Annotated in this window: 14 protein-coding genes; 9 read left to right on the forward strand and 5 right to left on the reverse strand. The window is 41.0% G+C overall.

Going from position 1 to position 21,048, the window contains the following annotated elements; all coding sequences use genetic code 11:
- Window positions 1–172 precede the first annotated feature (172 nt).
- The 5 genes from FLL46_RS06045 (at window position 173) to FLL46_RS06065 (ending at window position 6,421) form a co-directional block, all read left to right on the forward strand.
- Complete coding sequence (locus tag FLL46_RS06045; protein ID WP_168204071.1) at window positions 173–1,009, forward strand: formyl transferase; 837 nt, start codon at window positions 173–175, stop codon at window positions 1,007–1,009.
- 210 nt (window positions 1,010–1,219) lie between these two features.
- Complete coding sequence (gene fahA, locus FLL46_RS06050; RefSeq protein ID WP_142892597.1) at window positions 1,220–2,527, forward strand: fumarylacetoacetase; 1,308 nt, start codon at window positions 1,220–1,222, stop codon at window positions 2,525–2,527.
- A 167-nt stretch (window positions 2,528–2,694) separates the two neighbouring features.
- Window positions 2,695–4,044: an NTP/NDP exchange transporter gene (locus FLL46_RS06055; RefSeq protein ID WP_142892598.1), complete on the forward strand. Its 1,350-nt coding sequence runs from the start codon at window positions 2,695–2,697 to the stop codon at window positions 4,042–4,044.
- A complete protein-coding gene (locus FLL46_RS06060) occupies window positions 4,037–5,167 on the forward strand; it encodes an SDR family oxidoreductase (RefSeq protein ID WP_142892599.1) in 1,131 nt (376 codons plus the stop codon). The genes FLL46_RS06055 and FLL46_RS06060 overlap by 8 nt, the downstream gene beginning before the upstream one ends.
- A 459-nt stretch (window positions 5,168–5,626) precedes the next feature.
- A complete protein-coding gene (locus tag FLL46_RS06065; protein WP_142892600.1) occupies window positions 5,627–6,421 on the forward strand; it encodes a DUF3750 domain-containing protein in 795 nt (264 codons plus the stop codon).
- Window positions 6,422–6,513: 92 nt separating this feature from the next.
- Here FLL46_RS06065 and FLL46_RS06070 read toward each other — a convergent pair whose 3' ends face one another.
- From FLL46_RS06070 to FLL46_RS06090, 5 genes are all read right to left on the reverse strand, one after another.
- Complete coding sequence (locus FLL46_RS06070; RefSeq protein ID WP_142892601.1) at window positions 6,514–6,930, reverse strand: DUF1801 domain-containing protein; 417 nt, start codon at window positions 6,928–6,930, stop codon at window positions 6,514–6,516.
- Window positions 6,931–6,971: 41 nt separating this feature from the next.
- Window positions 6,972–7,421: a nuclear transport factor 2 family protein gene (locus FLL46_RS06075; RefSeq protein ID WP_142892602.1), complete on the reverse strand. Its 450-nt coding sequence runs from the start codon at window positions 7,419–7,421 to the stop codon at window positions 6,972–6,974.
- 65 nt (window positions 7,422–7,486) lie between these two features.
- Window positions 7,487–8,104, reverse strand: a complete 618-nt coding sequence (locus tag FLL46_RS06080) for a GNAT family N-acetyltransferase (RefSeq protein ID WP_142892603.1) — start codon at window positions 8,102–8,104, stop codon at window positions 7,487–7,489.
- Window positions 8,105–8,704: 600 nt separating this feature from the next.
- Entirely contained in the window at window positions 8,705–9,646 is a 942-nt protein-coding gene (locus FLL46_RS06085) for an aldo/keto reductase (RefSeq protein WP_142892604.1), read from the reverse strand.
- Between the two features lie 177 nt (window positions 9,647–9,823).
- Window positions 9,824–12,961, reverse strand: a complete 3,138-nt coding sequence (locus tag FLL46_RS06090; RefSeq protein WP_168204072.1) for a choice-of-anchor I family protein — start codon at window positions 12,959–12,961, stop codon at window positions 9,824–9,826.
- Between the two features lie 798 nt (window positions 12,962–13,759).
- On the opposite strand from FLL46_RS06090, the gene FLL46_RS06095 reads away from it, so the two are divergent.
- The 4 genes from FLL46_RS06095 to FLL46_RS06110 all read left to right on the forward strand — a co-directional run bounded on the left by FLL46_RS06095 (window position 13,760) and on the right by FLL46_RS06110 (window position 20,989).
- Window positions 13,760–14,659: a glycosyltransferase gene (locus FLL46_RS06095; protein WP_210418610.1), complete on the forward strand. Its 900-nt coding sequence runs from the start codon at window positions 13,760–13,762 to the stop codon at window positions 14,657–14,659.
- On the forward strand, window positions 14,646–15,269 hold the full coding sequence (locus FLL46_RS27805) for an acyltransferase (RefSeq protein WP_281281945.1): 624 nt from the start codon (window positions 14,646–14,648) through the stop codon (window positions 15,267–15,269). The genes FLL46_RS06095 and FLL46_RS27805 overlap by 14 nt, the downstream gene beginning before the upstream one ends.
- A gap of 62 nt (window positions 15,270–15,331) precedes the next feature.
- Window positions 15,332–16,639, forward strand: a complete 1,308-nt coding sequence (locus FLL46_RS06105; protein WP_142892606.1) for an MATE family efflux transporter — start codon at window positions 15,332–15,334, stop codon at window positions 16,637–16,639.
- Window positions 16,640–16,831: 192 nt separating this feature from the next.
- A complete protein-coding gene (locus tag FLL46_RS06110; protein ID WP_142892607.1) occupies window positions 16,832–20,989 on the forward strand; it encodes an EAL domain-containing protein in 4,158 nt (1,385 codons plus the stop codon).
- Window positions 20,990–21,048: the final 59 nt, after the last annotated feature.

The following is a 21,048-nucleotide window of genomic DNA, read 5'->3' on the forward strand; positions in this document are numbered from 1 at the left end:
AAATGTGAGCAAACTCACCACCACTATCTCACAAAAAGATTAACAAACTAAAAATTATTATCCGAAAAAAATTCACTTTATTGTTTTTTCTTAACTGTTTTTTTAAAGCGCTTTCTATTCTCTTCATGAGATGATATTTTTATTCATCAAAATCAACTGGAAAAAAATATTGATGAAAATAACGATTCTTGCCAACAGAGATCTCGCTAGCAATATTGCGCTCAACTACCTGGTTTCAGATTTAGCTGTTCATCGGTTAAGAATTTTTCTTTCTGATAATGTCGGAAGTGCTTCCACCGAAACGCCACAAGCCCTGATTGATCTAAAATTTTTCGAACAACAACTTTTTAATGAGATTGTGTTTCCTTCGATCGACATGCAATCGTCGTACAATACACCAGAACAATTTGTCCCTGCTCAGCTTTTAACATTTGATGGGTTAGCAGAATCAACAGGAAATCCAATTGAAACTCTAAATGATATAAACGAGCCAAGTGGATTGGAAAAATTGAAGGACACTGAACCCGATTTAATTTTATCCATCAGATTTGGGAAAATCCTCAAGGAACAAGCCATCTCAATTCCAAAATTTGGCGTGCTGAACTTACACTCTGGATTACTACCCGAATACCAGGGCGTCATGGCGACGTTTTGGGCGATGTATAATGGCGAGAGAAATTACGGAACCACGCTTCATTATATTGACAGTGCGGCTATAGACGCCGGACCAATAATCGAGCGTTCACCAATGGCGCTCAATCTCGAAGAAACCTATCTGGAGAATGTGTTAAAGCTATATCGTTCCGGCTGTCGCTCAATGGTTAACGCTGTCGGCAAGGTCGCAAAGGGCAAAGCTCCGAAATCTAGCACTCAAACCGGGGTTCCGTCTTACTATACATTCCCGGATGAAACACAGCTTAAAACCTTCACCAATGCCGGACTCAAGCTATTTGACTCACAACAAGCCATAGCGCTGGCTAAGTCTTATCAAATACAATTATTAGGATAAACTCAATCAAAATAATATATTAAGATAACCAAGTCTCAATTAGCCTTTTTGATGATCATTGATATAATACTGGCCTGCTATACTATTTCGCAATCCGTAACGATTTTGCACTGAAATTACCGTTAAACGAATAAATCAGACAATCAGCATAGATGCCCGTTTTGCCAATCAAAACAGCTCAGCAAAAAATAATCAGGAGTCTTTTAAACAATGCTAAATGAAACTCACGATCCCAGCTTAATCAGTTGGGTTGAATCGGCCAACCAGGAAAATACTGACTTTCCAATACAAAACCTCCCATTCGCCATTTTTCGACGAGCCGGTTCAAATGAAAACTTTCGAGGCGGTGTTGCAATTGGCGATGAGGTTCTCGATTTATCAGCAGTAAAAGCTTCCGGTATTTTTTCTGGACTGGCTCAGGATGCTTTGCAAGCCTGCGATGCGAACGAACTGAATGCATTTATGGACATGGGCAAAGAAGCCTGGTCTGCACTTCGGCTGTCCCTCTCAAGAGCTTTAAGAACTGGCTCAGAGTCTCAGGCAAAATTATCTACATGTTTAATCAATCAAGACGATGTGGAATACTCGTTGCCTTGCCACATCGGCGATTACACTGATTTTTATACTTCAATCTACCACGCGACCGCTGTTGGTAAGCTATTCCGTCCAGATAACCCTTTATTGCCGAACTACAAATGGGTTCCGATCGGATACCACGGACGCTCATCCTCGATTGATGTATCGGGCCAAACTTTTAAACGTCCAAAGGGTCAGTTAAAAGCACCGGATGCAACAGAACCAGGTTTAGCGCCCTGTAAACGACTTGATTACGAAATGGAAGTTGGTATTTACATTGGTAAAGGTAACGAGCTCGGCGAAGCTATCTCATTAGATAATGCCGAAGACCACGTTTTTGGCATGTGCTTATTCAACGATTGGTCAGCCCGAGACATTCAGGCATGGGAATACCAGCCACTGGGCCCATTCCTGGCGAAAAACTTTGCTTCTACAGTTTCCCCCTGGATTGTTACCACCGAGGCCCTGGCACCATTTAGAACCAATTGGACTCGCGATGAAGCAGATCCTCAACCGCTTCCATACCTGGATTCGGCCCATAACAGGGATAAAGGCGGCTTCGATGTACAGTTAGAAGTTCAACTGGAAACGCCGAAGATGAAAGAAGCGGGCGAGCCTGCCAGTCATCTTTCACTGTCAAACTTCCGCCATTCTTACTGGACAGTCGCGCAAATGGTCGCGCACCACTCCGTCAATGGCTGTAATCTCCGCCCAGGTGATATGTTCGGTAGCGGCACTCAATCTGGACCAGAACACGAAGAAGCCGGCTCTTTGCTGGAATTGAGCCGTGGCGGAAAAGAGTCAATAACCCTGGACAACGGTGAAACAAGAACTTTCCTGGAAGACGGTGATACGATAATTATGCGTGGTTGGTGTCAGAAAGAAGGCGCCAAGCGTATTGGCTTCGGTGAGGTTGCTTCCACAGTTATTCCGGCAGAATAATTATTTCCCTCGGTGAGGAGCCCTCTGGGCTCCTGATTTTCACAAGAATATCACTACTCCCAACGCTATATCTTGATTCGAAACATCAATTTACAACCATAGCTTGTGCCATTTCCCCTCACTTGGTAGGCTCAATTAACTAATAATTATAACCAAGACCACTTGCCATGAAGATGCCACAACCAATACGGCAACTTTTTGACCTGGAAAAACAGGAATTTCGCATTGTCTCATTATCTGCGATTTATTTTTTCCTGTTGCTTTGCGCTTACTACGTATTAAGACCAATTAGAGAAACCATGGGAATTTCGCGCAGCGCTGATGATCTTCCGTATTTATTTCTCGGTACTATGGTAACAATGCTGTTATTGGCTCCCGTGATCGGCGGCCTTGTTTCTAAATATAAGCGAAGTGAATTTATTCCCATTGTTTACCGATTTATCATCATTTGCCTGTTATTATTTTTTACTTTGCTAAGTGTGGTTTCAGCAGAAAATCTGTTTTATGTGGGCGTTATTTTTTATGTCTGGTTAAGTGTTATGAACATGTTAATTATTTCACTTTTCTGGGGATTTATGTCCGATGGAATTTCTTTTAAAAATAGTAAGCGGCTTTTTCCCAGCATTGCTATCGGCGGAACCATCGGTGCCATATTCGGCAGTACCATTGCTCAACAATTTATCGACTTACTAGGGCAAACTTATCTTTTGCTAGTATCGGCGATACTTTTTGAGGTTGCGGCCAGAGTGATGAAAAAAATTGATCAGGAGTTTGATAGCTACCCGCAGACTCCCGCAAGGCTCGGCGAAAGTTTAACAAAATGGAAGATTGACAAAAATAGCGCTTCAAAATTATCTCAGTGGACATCTGGTATTCGCTTTGCAATCTCGTCACCTTACATTCTAGGTATCGCAGGTTACATTTTCTGTTATGGAATTACTTCTACATTTTTATATTTTCAACAAGGACAACTAGTCGCCGCCGCCACTGAAAGCTCAACAGAAAGAACACAGATTTTTGCCAACATAGATATTTGGTCAAACGCTGCGACTTTAGCCTTACAGTTATTTATCTCTCGTCAGCTACTGATGAAATTTGGAATAGGATTTATTTTATTAGGATTGCCCCTGTTAACATTAAGTGGTTTTGTCGCCTTAAGCATTGCACCGACTCTCGCTGTACTAATTATTTTTCAAGCGACCAGGCGCTCATTAAACTATGGCTTATTCAAACCGGCGAGGGAAATTCTATTTACAATTTTACCGCAGGAACAAAAATATAAGGCCAAAAGCTTTGTTGATACTTTTGTCTATCGCGGTGGTGATGCTATCGGTGCAATCACTCAAAAAGGGCTGACAGCTATTCAACTCGGAATTGGCAGCATTGCGCTTCTAGTTGTGCCAATCGCAGCCTTTTGGTCACTCCTGGCGATTTATCTGGGAAAACAGGCGAATCGAATTGCGGAACATGAAAGCCATTCAAATCAATTTACTGGCGAGGAAAAAGTAGATGAGTAATAGACGTGACTTTATTAAAAACGCGACCCTCTCAAGCATCGCTGCTGCGACATTACCACTATCAACAGTGCTGAGCGCCAATGAGAAAAATCAAGCGCCACGCAAAAGTTTGAATATTCTGATAATGGGTGGAACCGGTTTTTTGGGACCGCACACCGTTAGAGCTGCGTTATTAAGAGGTCACAAGGTCACCCTGTTTAATCGCGGCCGAACAAATCCAGGATTATTTAAACAATTGGAGACCATTATCGGCGATAGAAATACCGATGATGTCAAAAAGCTCGCGAATCGAAAATGGGATGCGGTTATCGATACGTCTGCGTACTATCCTCGCTCAATCAATATGGCGATGGAGGTTTTGAAAAAAAATATTAAGCAATATTTATTCGTATCAACTATTTCCGTATATGCAAACTGGCCAAAGCCGGGTATGGACGAATCAACGCCGGTTGGAACGATTGATGATCCCACCACAGAAAAAGTAACGGGTAGGACTTATGGTCCGCTAAAAGCGCTTTGTGAAAAAGCAGCGGAAAAACACATGCCCGGAAACGTCTCTGTGATTCGGCCAGGACTTATCGTTGGGCCAGGTGATAAAACCGATCGCTTTACCTATTGGCCAATCAGGATCAGAAAAGGTGGTGAAGTGCTCGCGCCAGGAGACGGCTCAGACTTTATTCAATATATCGACGTCAGAGATCTCGGAGAGTGGATGGTTCATTGTTTGGAACACCGAGTGACGGGCACTTATAATGCTCAAACCAACGGTGGTGATATCACTATCAGACAATTACTTGAAGCTTGCGTTAATACGCTCAATCCAGAAGCCAAACTTGTATGGGTTCCTACGCCTTTTCTGGAAAAGCACGAAGTTGCTCCCTGGCAAGAAATGCCTGTGTGGCTTCCCGCGAAAGATAATTACGCTGGTGCAGGCTCTATGAGTTCTGTAAAAGCATATGCTAATGGCTTAAAGCAGCGCCCAATCGAAACCGTGGTTAAAGATTGTTATAACTGGTTTATTACTCTGCCTTCAAGTCGGCAGACTCAGTTAAGAGCTGGACTCAGCGCAGAAAAGGAAGCAAAAGTGCTCAAAGCATGGAAGGCCGAAAAAATTTCTACTTAACCTGAACTCGGGATAAGAACAGCCAGAAAACGTTTAGATTTTAAGACATTACTAACATATCGTTAAAGACAGGCAGTAAAAGGCGAGGCGGAAAATCGGCCAGTGCAAGTCTTTTAGCGGATATCAAGGCGAGTTTGAGTGGTAATAGCCAGCTATTAGTAGCAAATTCAACGCAGAGAGCCGCTAAAAGACTTGTGCTGGATGGTTGGTCTTATCCCGAGTTCAGGTTACTTAACAGGAAAAAAACTCGAATCAACGCAAATATTCTGCCACAACGGACATTTAATTGTAGGATAAGTCGTGGCCAAACCGTCAATGGCTTTGCTGCTAACGTAACAACACTGAGTAATCGCCGTCCAGGAAATACAAACGGTGAGATATAAGCTCATCAAGCAAGCAATAAAATCCGTTTACTAATTTTATGCAGATTTAAGAAACCGAAAGACAAAATATTCGAAAATGAAGTACCTAAAAAAATTACTTAAATTTATTAAAATCTATCTGGCACTCTCTTTGTTATCAACCCTGATGGTTAGCTGTGCCATTAACGACAAAAAAACCGTTGGGACCTTCGCGCCAAAAGGAAATGAATTCAACGACGCCGTCATTCAGGTGTACGCAGCTCGAACCTGGGGAGCCAAAAAATTTGTCTCAGTTCATACCTGGATTAGTGTCAAGCCAGAAGGCGCCGACGAATACACCTCCTATGAAATTATCGGATGGCGGCTGCGGCGCGGCGGCACAGCCCTGCGTCAAAGAAATAATCGCCCCGATAAAGATTGGTGGGGTCATCAACCGGAGTTACTGTTAGATATTCGTGGTGATAAAGCCGCCCGCTTAATTCCTGATGTGATCAAAGCTGTTGAAGACTATCCATATAAAGATAATTATCACGCCTGGCCAGGCCCCAACAGCAATACTTTTACCGCGTATATTGGTCGCCAGGTACCAGAACTAGGATTGGACTTACCTTCCACTGCCATCGGCAAAGATTATCGCGAAATTAAAGATGTTGTCGGCATGTCCGCAAGTGGCTCAGGGGTACAAGCTTCACTGTGGGGGTTATTAGGAATCACCCTCGGAACAGAAGAAGGACTGGAGCTTAATATTCTAGGTTTAAACTTTGAGTTTGACTTGCTGGATTTAGCGATTGAACTACCTGGAATTGGCAGAATTGGCGCTTCAGATGTTGATGAATATGATGATAGTAAAAAAGAAAGTAGCCCCTCTTCAACCGAGGACATCGCTAAATAATCGGAACTAAAAATCAGTAACCTTCGTTCGGGATAAAATCGGGAAACACCATTTTAGTTTGGCTTCGCGTTACCTTGGATAACAAAAGCAATCTATTTCTTCGCTTTCAAATGATAAGTTAACGCCATCTCAAAGCAACATAAAATAGCATCTACAGGCAATGGGCGTGATAAATTTAAAATCAAACCTCGATTACCTTCAAACTGAAAATCATCAGGAAATAGCGTTCTGATATTTTCGACCAATGTCGTTTTGCAATTCAAATAAATTCCAATTGAATCTGGGTACTTTTTATTCCAGGCAATTCTGATCGTTGTGCCGCTTTTACTTTGTTGGGTCAGGTAAGATGGCTCCCTCCATTTAAGTGTCTCATGTAAAACGCCTATCTTTTTATTATCTGCGGCGGCAGAATAAACTAATTCACGAAGCTCAAAAAATGCTTCTTTTGCTTCCGGTGGAAAGTTTTTTACTGCGGAACTAACTTCAGGATTAATTACTGGGAGTTCCATAATTCCATATCTGCTCTATCTCGATTCATGACCATTTGATTTCACTTTCGAAAACTCGTTTCAATTTTTAAATTTTCGGTTTCATCAGTCCAGGCAACCGATGTAATCATCCACTTTTCGCCTACTTTGATTAACTGAATAGTTTTCTTTCCATAAATTTCAAACGTTTCGCCTTTCGTTTCTCCTGATTTTTTATAAACACAAAACCGCTGGGCAATATCACCGAAAATATCCGTTTTTGCAGAAACTTCTTCTTCGAAAAACTCAACTAACTCACCGCTAGTTAATAGTATTTCTCTAGGTTTAATAAAAGCGTCTATGTTAAATACCTCTGTATTTGAATCACAGTTTTTAATGATCAACGCCTCTGGAATCATCAACTTTCGAAGTTTATTTAAATCAGGAACCTGACCGGAACGATTGTCAAAGACGCTAAAAAAATCGGCAATTAGCGTATCAATGGCTTTATTTTCTAATTGAATATTTGTCATTTTACTTCACCTGGTTTCTATTACTTTTCTAATATTCAGAAGATCAGGAGATTTCTTAATGAGTTTTAACTTTCACTCAAGGAAACTGGCTGACGCTGTAATAACCAATATTCAGCCTCGGTGTTTGGTTCAGTAAAATTGCCGACAACCTCATAGCCTAGTCTGAAATAAAATGCTTTGTTTCTTGAAGTAAATGTTTCCAGGTAAGTAGAAACACCTAACGCATCAGTTTTGTTCAACACACTTTCAATCAAACCCGGCCCCAGCCCCTGCCCTTGAAACTCCGGTAAAATACCGATGATTGAAAGATACCAGGCATTATCAGCGATGAGTTCCGCAGATTTGCTAGACATAAACTGGCATATATTTTGATAAACTTCAAAACTGCGACTTCCCATATGCTGAGTGATAAAGTTTTTCTTAAGTCGATGCTTAGTCGCCAATTCCTCGGGTTGAAGCGGTTTTCCCCAGATAGAGACGCCATAATTTTGTTTTTCTGGAACGAAGCATTCTCCATATTTCTGAGCTTCAAGAATAGAAAAATCCATGTAGCCTAACATTGCAGACTTCCTTGCCGCTTTATCCCCAACCACTGACGCTTCCATTGTTTGATAAAACGCATCTTGTTTAAGCGCAAAATAAAGCGCGTTGGCGAGCTCGGGATACTCGAGATGATATTTCATTGCTTACCCTTTTTTATTTTATTCGATACCAATGATCTGCCGATCCTGGTTAACACGCTATCAGCGTTATTGAAAACTTTCTGGATAAATTCCAAGTTAATTCTGCCAACCAATAAAGCAGGTTGTATCACTAACCAAAGTTTTAGTATTTTTGAAAAAATTAGGGCGTGTTTGCCTTTCATTGTTTGAGATTGTTGCGGCTAAAATTTTGTCAATCAAGGCGTGCGAAGCGTCGTTTAGTCATTCTAAATGAGCGACAAACAACGAAGAGTGACGAAATTTTAGCCACACCCCGAAGGGCCGAGCCATTTTTTCGCCCAGCCGCGTTAAAAGCTGATGCTGTAGAATGACTACATAACTCTTCTTTTGCCTTGCTGGACAAAAAAATGACTTCGGCAATCCCAAACAATGAAAGGCAAACACGCCCTAGCCAACAATTTTATACTAACTCTTTTAGGTTGGCTTAATTTTACCCATAACTTCTTTTTATAGTGAGCCTGAAGCCAACTAAATTCAACTGAACTAACCGTCAACTTCAGAGAGATTTACATTTTCAAAGCAGCCATTTACTTTCAAAGCCACCATCTAGTTTTTGAGATATCAGATATTTTCAAAATAGGTGAGCATTTTTTGGCGCATTTTCTGGTCGGGCAGCCGACCATGCATTGCCTGCATATTATCTTTCATGTGCCGCACTTTAGATGTAGCAGGAATCGCACAAGTAACCGCCGGATGAGATAAAATAAACTTCAAAAAGAACTGACCCCAAGATTCGCAATCAAACTCTTTCGACCACTCAGGCAAAGATTTTCCCTTAACAAACTTAAACAACCGACCTTTTTCATAAGGCATATTAACGATGACGGCAATCCCCTTATCCTGTGCTAACGGAAGCAATCTTTTTTCCGCTTCTCGCACCTTAATATTATAATTCAACTGCACAAAATCGAGCTTTTCCGCTCTCATCACGTCTTCAAATTCTTGATATTGGCCTAAAAAAGACGTAGTGATCCCTGCATAACGCAACTTGCCTTCGTCTTTCATTTGATAAAGCGTTTTTAACTGAATCTCCCAATCTCTCAGGTTATGCACCTGCATAAGATCCATCGCTGTAACTCGCATTCTACGCTCGGTTTCTCCAATGGCATCAATACCCGCCTGTTTACCATAAGTCCACACTTTGCTGGCGGCAAAAAAATCCGGTTTCGGCGCAATTTGCGAAACAAGTTCTCCTATAACAGACTCAGACCGCCCATACATGGGGGAAGAATCGATCAACTGACCGCCAGCTTCAAAAAACGCCTGTAAAACCTTCAATAAATTTTCTTTTTGTGGAGAGCTGTTTGAAATGTTAAATGTTTGATAAGAGCCCATCCCAACAGAAGGGATCATCTCGCCTGAGGTTGGTATTTTTCGCAATATCGGCTTTGATACAGGCTTTGCTCCACCGGATAATTCGCCAAGCGCCATAACTTCCCGAGGAATCGCGGATAATAAAGGGGCAGCGGCAAGCAGTTTTATCAGGTCTCGGCGGTTGGTCATTTCCGACTCTCAAATATAACGCAAAAACCACACTATAAACCTTTTAATAACTTTTAAGCAATTCCCGGGTGTGAAAATAGACTGTAAACAAACGTGTCAGCAGGCGGCAAATATGACCAGATGGTCGATAAATATCGACCATCTGATTCAACTTACCCCAATCTCAGGTTACTTAGGCTAATTAACCTGATAAACGGCAACGGTTCCGCTGATTTCGTTACCGACAATTAATAATGGGTAACCAGTAGGGCTATCCATTGCCTCAACAAAAGCCATTCCTTCAGGCGCCAGGTCACCGTTATCAATGTTGGTGAAATCTCGATTATTGACATAATCCACATATTGGACACCGTATGGGTTGGTTATATCGTACATAGCGATCCCGCCCATTCTTTCAAAACCAATGAATGCGTATGTACGCTCTCCGACTCTGCCAACCGCAAGAGCTTCCGGCTCGGGGCCTTTTGCATCGGAACGGGTATCCGCTTCGTTTTCATCTTCATCATTATTGAAGTCAACGCCGTAAAGCCCAGCGGTCAATTTTTCAAAATCAGCGCCACTATCGAAAACCAGCTTGCCACTCTCGTCCCAGATTGAAAATGAGCGCCCACCAAATGCAAATAAAGACTCATATTCGCCGTCTTCTCCTTTGCCCAGATAGGGAACGACTTTTAATCGCCCAAGGGCATCATCAGTCTGTAAGTCGCTAGCATTTGGAAACGCAGTTGGATCCAGTGTTAAATCCTCAACACGCTCGTCCACATCTTGGAATCCATCTCCAGCATCACCTTCATTGGCCGTTAATAAATAGGTTTTCCCATTAAACTGATAACTAACAATCGTGTCTGGCTGATACATGCCGTACAAGTTGTCATAGCTGGTAATATTAACTTTGTTGTCTTTATCACTCGCATCCAATGCATTACGCGCCAGGCTATGGTCTTTGTATCCAAGCCCTTTAACACCGGTTATTGATTTGCTCTTCAGGTCAACCACCGCCAATGCATTCATCTCTTGCAAGGTCACATAAGCAGTCTGGGAGTCACTCGCTACCGCCACGTATTCCGGCTCTACCGCGTGGGCAAAATCAATTGCCTCCGGGTTTTGGTTTGTGCCGGGTAAATCGGTATTATTAAACTGCTCAAAAGTCAGCTTGGTCGCGGTCGCGCCCGGTGTCCCCTTGATGACTTCAATGATTGAAATAGAACCTTTTTGATCATCAGCCGGAATATCTCCAGCTTCCCCTTCATCTGCCACGACAATCATGCTGCCATCAGGAGTAAAAGCCAGACTGTCTGGTAATACGCCGACACGAACCAAAGCGTAATCGTTGACATCTAAAGCGCCATTGCTATTTAGCGTGTAAAAAAGCACAACACCCGCTTCCTCAATATCGTTTTTATGAGCAACAGCAACTGCAAGTTTATTTTCATGAATAGCGATGCTGTTGATATCCGAGATATCAACATTCTGCCCATTAATCGAAACCGTTGATGGTAAATCGTAGCTGATACCGTTTAAGTTTGTAGTCGTCAAAGGCGCAGTTAAAGGCTCACCTGTTAACCCAGCTACACTAATCACTTCAATTCGGTTACCCAGATCGCCGTTAATGGTAAATACAGACTGAGAGGCCTGATGATACTGAACAATTTCGGCTGCACCTTCACCATCAGTGCTTGCTTGATAGCGACCGATCAAACTCAACTCAGGTTTCTGTTCTAGATAGCCTTGCTCATGAGTGAGCTGTTCGCCAATGTTAAGCACGTTGATTTCAGTTTTCCCGCCCTCAATACCAAAATCATTATCGTTGATTAATAAAACATGATTGGCATCTAACCAGGCGATCCCTTCTATTTTCTTCGGTAAATCTTCAGCCTCAAACAGACTATTGAACACCAATGATTTGTGAACCGAAGAAGCGTTAACAGCGTCTAGATTAAGTACATCCTCTAGTGACTTTTCTGCACCACTTTCCTTTGCCACCACGCCATTTTGACTGATTGGCGAATTAAGGATATTAACGCCGCTTGCCAGGTTAATCCGATAAAGCTTGGTGGTTTTACTAATTCGTTCTAAAACGATGAGGTCATCCTGGTTTATCGCCACCATTTCGGAAATTTTTACGTCCTTTTGAACCTTTCCATTATCTCCCTTTTCACCGTCTCCGAACGACTCTGCCGGATCTAATTGATAGACATATTCACCCATTGCGCTGCCGAGCTCACCACCAGAAAGTGCATACTTCATAATTCGAACGTGACGAGATTGACGATAGTCAGGATTTTGTAATGGACTTTGCATGATGAAATAAAGGAAATTTTCATCCGGCGATATGGCAATAGATTCAATACCACGATTGAGTTTACGTTTAAAATAAATGGCCGGTAATGCGCCTTCAACTTCATAGTTTGCGTCAGCCAGTTGAGACTCAACGCCCTGCGGCACAATACGCTTAAGAATTCGACCGTCTGCAGCAACATGTAATATTGAAACGCCATATTCTTCAGCGATCCAGAAACTTCCATCGCTCAACTTAACAATTGCTTCAGGATCCAATCCCTGGGGATCCAGTTCAAGTTTAGAACCATCATTGGCAAAAGCATTTTCTGTATTTGATTGACCATCTTCAAAAGTTAAAGGATTTGAAATACCACTTATCTCATTACCGTCTTTGTCTTTTAGTGAGATCACTTTTAAGATCCGAGCTTGTCTTTGACCGGCTGTATTTTCAACCAATGCCCATTGATAAATACTCGGTGCAAACTCAGGAACAGGAAATATCTTTCCATCCACTTCATTACCTTCGTTAAGGCAAAATGCAGCCAAACCGAATACATCCTCTGTATCACCGCACTTGATGTTAGGGCCACGATCGCTAATCGTGTAAAATACGTTCGCGGGATCACCGGGATGATGATAAGCACCCGATCCAAATCCGATCGACAAATCAACATCATTTCCAGTTCGACCACCTTCAGAAAAACTCGCAGTGGCTAGCGTGCTCGATTTTTCATCAATATCAAAGGTAACTTTCTCGCCAACTAAATTAGCGATATGACTATTTATGGCAGGAGAACAAACAAATTCTGTCGCAGTAATTTCATTGTTATCTAACGCAGCATTACCATTGGTATCGATCCCCGAATCGATCTGAATACCACCGTTAAAGCAATTATCATGTCCAGCTAAAAGTGCAGTCTGTTTCACCAGCGCATTGCTACCATCGACTCCATTAGCACCATCATCCCCATCATCAATACAGGCAGTAAGCAAACACGCAACCGCCAGAGAAACAACTGTTTTTATTGGTTTCACTTTCTTCTCCGAATTCATTACATTTTTTCGTTACATATCTCAAAAAACGGTGAAACCATAACCGCTGGATGTTGCTTAAGTATTTCAGAAATATTAACAATTAATGACAATAACTTAGCTAAATGAAAATAATGTCAACAATTCGCATACCAATGAAATTGACACTTACCACTGGAAACCGGGCAACACAGATTAAAAGTTAACCATTTGCTCTTACACCAACTCCCTTTGAAAGAGTCGACTATATTATGTAAGTGCCTATGCAATAGAAATTAACGAAAGGTGTGATTCAAATATAAATTTCTTGAACATTTTTAACATCAATCAAATCATTAACGGCAAGGCAGGCATATATTTCATTCGTTTTTTTGCCAAACAAACTTAAACAAAAGAAGAATAGAAAAGTAAATTAAGATTGGCGTTCAAAGAAAAATAAACCTACAGAAATATTGCTTAAGCATTTCTAAATCTCGGTATTTTTTATTCAAAAACATTGAATATTTCTTTACTACAAAAAGTTCTTAAGTCAATTTATTGTTATTAATTGTCGAGCAGCCGCAAAAAAAAACGGCTATCTATCAAATATAAAAAATAATTTTTTTCAGTTATAAAAAATTGATATTTTGAGTAAAAAACCTTCCGCGTAAAATAGAAAACAAAACACTGTTTAATTAAATAATTTTGCAATAAATCATTGCTAATCTTCCCGCTCAAAATTTGTAATAAAAGCTGTTGTTATTGCAAGAAGTATCAGCTTTTAAAATATATTTTAGGGAACACCTAAATAGGAACTGTATTATGAAAATAAGCGTTGTAATTCCTACTTATAATCGTAGCGAGCTACTTTCTTACACTTTACAATCCATCGTAAATCAAACGCTGGCTCAATCTGAGTTCGAAGTTATTGTGGTTGATGATGGAGGCACTGACAATTGCCGTGAAACTTGTGATGCTTTTGCAAAGAAAATAAACATTCGATATTACTGGCAACCTGACAATGGCTTTAGAGCAGGAAAAGCCAGAAATATTGGTGTGACTGCAGCGGAGGGTCAATATATTGTATTTATTGACTCTGGTGTTCTGCTAGCAGCAAAAACACTAGAGAACCACTTAAGGCAGCACGAACTTTCGCCATCACCGTTGGTTTGCATTGGTTATGTTTACGGATTTGAAATTCCTAACAACCAGGTTGATGAAATGTTAGCGATTATTTCTCCTGAAACTGTTGATCAATCAATCGCAGAGTTAAGTCAACGTGGCTTAAGTGATATTCGGCAAAAACAGTATGATGAATTTGGATTCAATATATCGTCATGGCCTGCTCCTTTTGATATTTTCTGGACTTGTCATGTTTCCGCAGAAAAAGAAGAACTAATGAAAGTAGGTCTCTTTGACGAATCTTTCAATACCTGGGGCGGCGAAGATGTTGATTTAGGCGTCAGATTATTTATGAATAACAATCGTTATATCGTCGATAAATCGATCTGTTCTCTCCACTGGCCACACAAGAAATACGTGGAAGATCACAACAAAGAATCTGAGACCGCAGCACAGAAAATTCACAAGAAATATAATTTGTGGCAAACGTCATTTTATGGGGTTGACTTGAACAATGAGAAATATTCCCTTAACAAAGTGATTAATATCTTATCACAGTCAAACCAAACTCAAGGGCTTAATGCAAATGCCAGAATATAGAAATATTTATCTGGATCTGGACAGTCCTTACGATCTTCGATGTTTTAGTATTGACGAAAACAGCGTTCCTTGTGGCAAACCAGACATCACATTAACTCGGGTTTGCGACGCTGAAATTTCAAATGTCAGCATTGAGCGTTCAATGTTTGAAAAGGTCATTTCAATCGGTCGCTCTTGTTACCTTGAATCTGCCGACCGTCTCGCGTTTCACAATGGCCCAATCAAACTAACATCAGTTAAAGTTAATGACAGACCAGCAGGGAAAATAAAGATCGGTAATAATGTCGTACTTCAGGGAACTGCTATTATCGCTTATCAATCAGTTGAAATCGAAGATAATGTTACCTTCGGGCCACAAGTAACCATTATGGATAGTAGTGGTCATCCAGTCACCGGACGAGGAGAGCCCGACGAAGCTGAGCGGATCACGGCCAAACCCGTAATAATAAAAAGCGGCGCATGGATTGGAATGAATGTCATTATTCTTAAGGGCGTGACTATCGGAAAAAATGCGGTTGTCGGTGCGGGAAGTGTCGTAGTTTCCGACGTTCCAGATAATTGTATTGTGTCGGGTAACCCGTGCAAAATTGTGAAGTTCATTAACCAATAAAATATTCAAGATTTTTCATTGACGGGTGGTTTTCCCTCCTCTTTCTGGCCGGCTCTTTACCAATGAACACACAATTCAAAATCTTATTGGCAGCGTCAATTCCGATCGCCATTCAAACATTGTTATTCTCTTCCAAATCAATTATTGATGTTTTTCTTCTTAGCGATTTGGGAGCGGATAATGTATCGGCAATTGGCATCGCTAATCGAATTTGTACCATGATATGCATTTTTTTAGTCGGTGTTTCAACGGGAGGGCATTATGTCACCTCTCAGTGTACTCATGAAAAAAATAAATTGCATTCAAGTACAACTTTGTTACTGATCGTAAGTCTTGTTTTTTGTTTATTAATTTGTGCCGGCATATACTACGCTAATGCGTATTTGATCTATTTATCAACCACAAAACATGAAATCATCGAACTAACGCAGTCTTACCTTTTAGTCGTTAACTACATGTTTCTCTGCCTCGCTATCTGTAGTGTTATTTCTGGCTACCTGAGAATACTGGGCCATGTAAAATTCGTTTCAAGTGCGAGTGTCTTAGGCGTTCTGACTAATTTAATTATTAGCTATTATTTAATTACAGATTATGACTTGGGAATTATGGGAGCCGCTTATGGAACACTTTTCTCTGCCATACTTGAAACACTATTAATTGCGCTATTTCTGGTTTACCGAAAAACTGCTTTTTTTCGTTTGCAAGGCATTAATATTAAGCAGATTCGAATCATTCTATATCAATCTCTGACTTCAAGTGCGGGTAGCATGTTATGGGCTGTTGGCGCGTTTATACTTCATTCGTTAATTAGCAGTACAAGTGAAAATTCTATGTATATGATGGCAATAATATCACCAATAGAAAGTATCGCTTTGTGTTTTTGCCTTGGGTTGTCAATTGCAACAAGCATTGAAATTGGCAAAAGCATTGGTGCCAATGACCGTCGTTCAACTTATGAAATTGCTAAAGCATCATTTTTTCTTTCAACATTGGTCACGGTGAGCATCGTATCCGCACTATTAATATTCGAAAACTCAGTTTTTGAATTGTTTAGTGAACAAAATCTATCAAGAAAATTTTTTCACGATTTTTACCTCATCGCTATTTTCTCAATAATACTGAAAAGCTTTAACATTGTCCTGATCAGCGGTGTAATAAGAAGTGGAGGCGATGCAAACTACTGTCTTAAACTGGACTTTTTAACGCAGTGGCTCATCGCCATTCCCGCAGCTTACCTACTCGGCAAGATGGGATATCCGGGAACTTCTTTACTCCTGGTAATTTTAGTTGAAGAGGTTATCAAAAGTCTGTTTGCCTACTATCGTTTTCTTTCGGATCGGTGGAGAACTAACCTCTCTCACATGTTTTGATAAACAGCTGTGTGTTTTTCAGTTGGAAATGAACAAACATGCAACATTCCTTAATTTCAACGGTTAAATCACCTTTGCAATTATTCGCGTATTGAGCTTTACTTATTCTTACCTACTCAATTTGAGATATTCGACATTGAGGTCACCGTCAACTAACAAAGGAAACCATGATTAGCCTAAACAACAGATAAGATGAAGTTTCACACCGCGACAATTCAGTGGATATGGTGTTTACTGCTCATCTTGATAATTAAACTGCCACCATCATCTGCAGAAAGCGTGTTGTCCTTTCAACATTTCTCCAGAGACAAAGGTCTATTAGGCGATGCAATTTTTGAAGTCGCTCAAGATCAGCATGGGTTTATCTGGTTTGCCGGCAGTCGGGGTCTGACAAGGTACGATGGTAAAAATTTCGTCCATTTCTATCACGACCCCGATGACCTCAACAGCTTATCAGCGAATACGATTTACAACATTGTTGCATCAAGAAAAAACTTTTGGGCAACAACCTCCGATGGCTATCTCAATCAACTACTTGATAACGGCAGCTTTAAACGCTTTCGTATTCAATGGGGTTCCGAAAATCAATTTTTAACACCGAACAAAGTACTTTATGACCAGAAGGATGGTATCTGGATAACCAGTGATCGCGGCTTGTATCTTTTTTCGCTTTCGCGCCAAAAATTTATCAAAAAATACTTGTTAGCGAAAAATCCAGCGATGTTTGCCGTTACTCTAGACCAAACAAAAAATATGATTTTGACCAGCGCGTCAGATGGCGAAATATATGGGTTATCACTTGATAATCTTGATGGCGAACTCGCTTTAATTGGGCAGACTCCAAATAAAAAGTCGGTGGTCCGAATTTTAATCAGGGAAGAAACCTGGCTGGTGGGGCGGCGAGATATTTTTCGATGGAACAGAGATGATGATACCTACTCTCAAATAAAAATTCCGGAGACACTTGAACTTTCCGGTATCCGTGGTGCGGAGTGGGACGTTCAAAATAGACTATGGTTGACATCAGACGTTAATGGATTATTTAACTACGACACATCTTCCCAAAGGTTTAGGAAATATGCAACGGATCACAATGATCCTTATAGCCTTGGGTCAATGTCTTTGGGAAACCTGCTAATCGATAGTCAACAGCAACTCTGGATTGCTTCTTATGATAACGGTGCGTTTAGAGCGAGCTTAAGTCGTTCAGGATTTGAGAGCTTATTAGCAACTAAAATCGATAAACCGGGGGCTTCTAGAGACGACTACTGTGACGTCAGTGAAGTGGAAAACGGTGAGTTATTTTTATCTGCCTGCGCATCTGGATTTCGAAAATTATCGGCTGATCGGTCTCAGTTTTATGACTTAACACCTTCTCTGACAAAAGCATTAGGCATTAAAAATACTCGTCAGGAAATGAACACACGAGCTCATAGTATCGAAAACGAAAATAGTATCTGGATCGGCACTTATGACGGATTAATTCATTGGAATGGAACAAACAAAGCGAAGCTCTACAATCCCGACAATCACGGTCAAACTAATGCGCCTTCCTCTGTACTATCACTTCATCGAGATCAAGAAAATCATTTGTGGATCGGTTCCTACTCAGGGTTGATGCGATACCTGCCGGAAACCGATGATTTTGAGCATTATTTAAAAGTAACTCCGTCGCGCAAAAGGGTTGGCGCCAAAATTATTTTAGTCATTAAAGATGCTTCATCGGATGAACTGTGGCTTGGTACACGCAGTCAGGGACTATGGAAAGTCAATAAAAAAACCGGAGACTCCACCCAATATAACTACAGTCCTGAAAATCCTGAGAGTTTAAGTGGAATTGACGTCTTTGATATCGCCCAAGATCAGCAAGGAAACTGGTGGGTTGCTACTGACACAGGCTTAAATAAACTGCTGCTTGATCATGAAAATAAAAAAATAAAATTTAAGCGTTTCACTCGAAAAAACGGACTCGCGGACGATTATATTTTGTCGATAGTGAGTGACGCTTCTGATCACTTATGGTTAGCGACTGCGAGCGGTGTAATCCGTTTTGACATAAGAACAGAAACGAGCCAACTGTTTAACTACAGTCATGGGCTGCCTCGGGGAAGCTTTAATATTTCCACAGGGATTACCAGCCACGACGGTGATATTTATTTTGGAGGTTATAAAGGATTAGCAAAAATCAATCCAAACTTCACCAAAAGTTTTCTGAATAAAACCGAATCTCCCCTGGTTGTTACTGGTTATGGGATAGGTAATCATTGGCGAGATGTAATCTCACCCGATAAGCTAACACAGCTGACCCTTGCACATGATGACGAACGCCTGACGGTCAACTTTGCCACTTTGAATTATGCGTCGCCTGAGTTTTACCAATATCAATACCGGCTTACCGGCTATAATCAGCAATGGCACTATGCAGACTCTAGTAACACCATTACTTACATGCACCTACCTGCAGGTAACTATCTGTTAGAAATAAAAAACAACCTTGATAACACCCTGGTAAAACCGTTGAAGCTGCCGGTATTAGTTCATCCCGCACCTTGGAACTCACCGCTGGCTTATCTGATTTACAGTCTTATATTGGCATTAATTATCGCAATATTCAGCTTTACTCAATGGCGAAAGTTTCAACAAAAAACCGCCTATATGAAAGCGATTAAGCTTAGTGAAGAAAGAATGAAGCTCGCTTTAAAAGGATCTGAAAATGTTCTTTGGGATTGGGATATTCCATCAGGTCAGGTGTATCGTGCGGGACTCTCATTTCTGGGCCTCACTCGAAAGCAACTTCCATCAAGAGAGGGAGCTTTCTTAAACTTGGTTCATCCTGAAGACAGAGAGCAACTCAATCTGGCCACTCAATCGATTCGCCAGGGAACCAGCGAACAGTATAGTTGTGAATTTCGAATTCAAACACCATCTAAAGAGTGGCTGTGGATTAGAGATAAGGGTGAAGTTGCTAAGCGAGACGCAAAAACAGGCGAAGCATTAAGAGTCACAGGCACATTACAAAATATCACCGAAAGAAAAATTGCTGAAGAGGAGCTGCGACATCTCGCCAATTTTGACACTTTAACCGAATTGCCGAATCGCCATCACTTCGGTCTAAAACTGGCAAACTTAATTCAACAGTCAAATGACACCCAGTCATTATTGGCTTTGCTCTTTATCGACTTAGATAGATTCAAAAATATTAACGACTCTCTGGGACACCAATTCGGTGATGACGTCTTAATCGCAGTCGCTTCGAAAATGAAAGAGTTTTTACCAAAGCAAGCTTTTCTGTCGAGATTGGGCGGAGATGAATTTACTATCATTTTAACGGGCATCAACCATGAGCATGAAGCCATTAAGACGGCTCGCGCGCTACTTGACCATTTTAATCGTACGATACGTGTCAATAACACAGATGTTATCATCAGTCTTTCAATAGGCATCAGTTTTTCTCCTAGCGATAGTAACAACAGTTTTACGTTACTCCGCTATGCTGACACTGCAATGTACAACGCCAAAATCAGTGGCAGAAATGCGGTTTCAATATTTAAACCTGAAATGGCGTCGCAAATAACCAAGCGAGTCAAACTAGAAAGTTGCTTGCACAAGGCTTTACGTAACCAGGAATTTTACCTCGTTTATCAACCAAAACTTTCGATGAAGACTGGTCAAAGTGATAGCTGCGAAGTCCTGCTCCGTTGGAAAAATAAAGAACTCGGCCTGGTTTCTCCAGCGGAGTTTATCCCAATACTTGAAGATACCGGACTTATTGAGTCCGTTGGTGACTGGATACTCGAAACGGCATGCCGGCAGTTATCAGTCTGGCATAAAATTCTAAATCCTGAACTATCCATCGCGATTAACATCTCAGTTCGACAGCTCACTCGGCAACCGCTGGCTGAACGACTATCAGAACTCCTTCAAAGATATCAACTATCTGCCAGCCGAATTGAACTGGAAATCACCGAAAGCGTTGTCATGGAAAATGCGTCAGAAATGGTAACACTATTAACTGAACTTAAAGAGCTTGGAATTCTTTTATCGATTGATGATTTCGGGACCGGGTATTCATCATTTGCTTACTTGGGACAACTCCCTATCGACAAGTTAAAAATCGACAAAATTTTTGTCGACAAAATTGTCAATAATAAACGTGCGTCTACATTATGCCAGGCTATCGTTTCCATGGCTCATGAACTTGGACTTACAGTCGTGGCTGAAGGCGTTGAACATTCTCACCAACTCAACTTTTTAACTGAATCGAGCTGCGATGAAATCCAAGGGTTTTACTTCAGCAAACCACTTGAAACGGTTAAGTTCCAAGAATTTTTGATGCAACAAGATCGTTAATAGTACGACGAAAATTGAACAATCGAATACCTTCAACCGCCTGGATATCTCATTTCGAA

Origin of the sequence: Aliikangiella coralliicola (assembly GCF_007004725.1) — a bacterium.
Classification (GTDB): Bacteria; Pseudomonadota; Gammaproteobacteria; order Enterobacterales; family Kangiellaceae; genus Aliikangiella; species Aliikangiella coralliicola.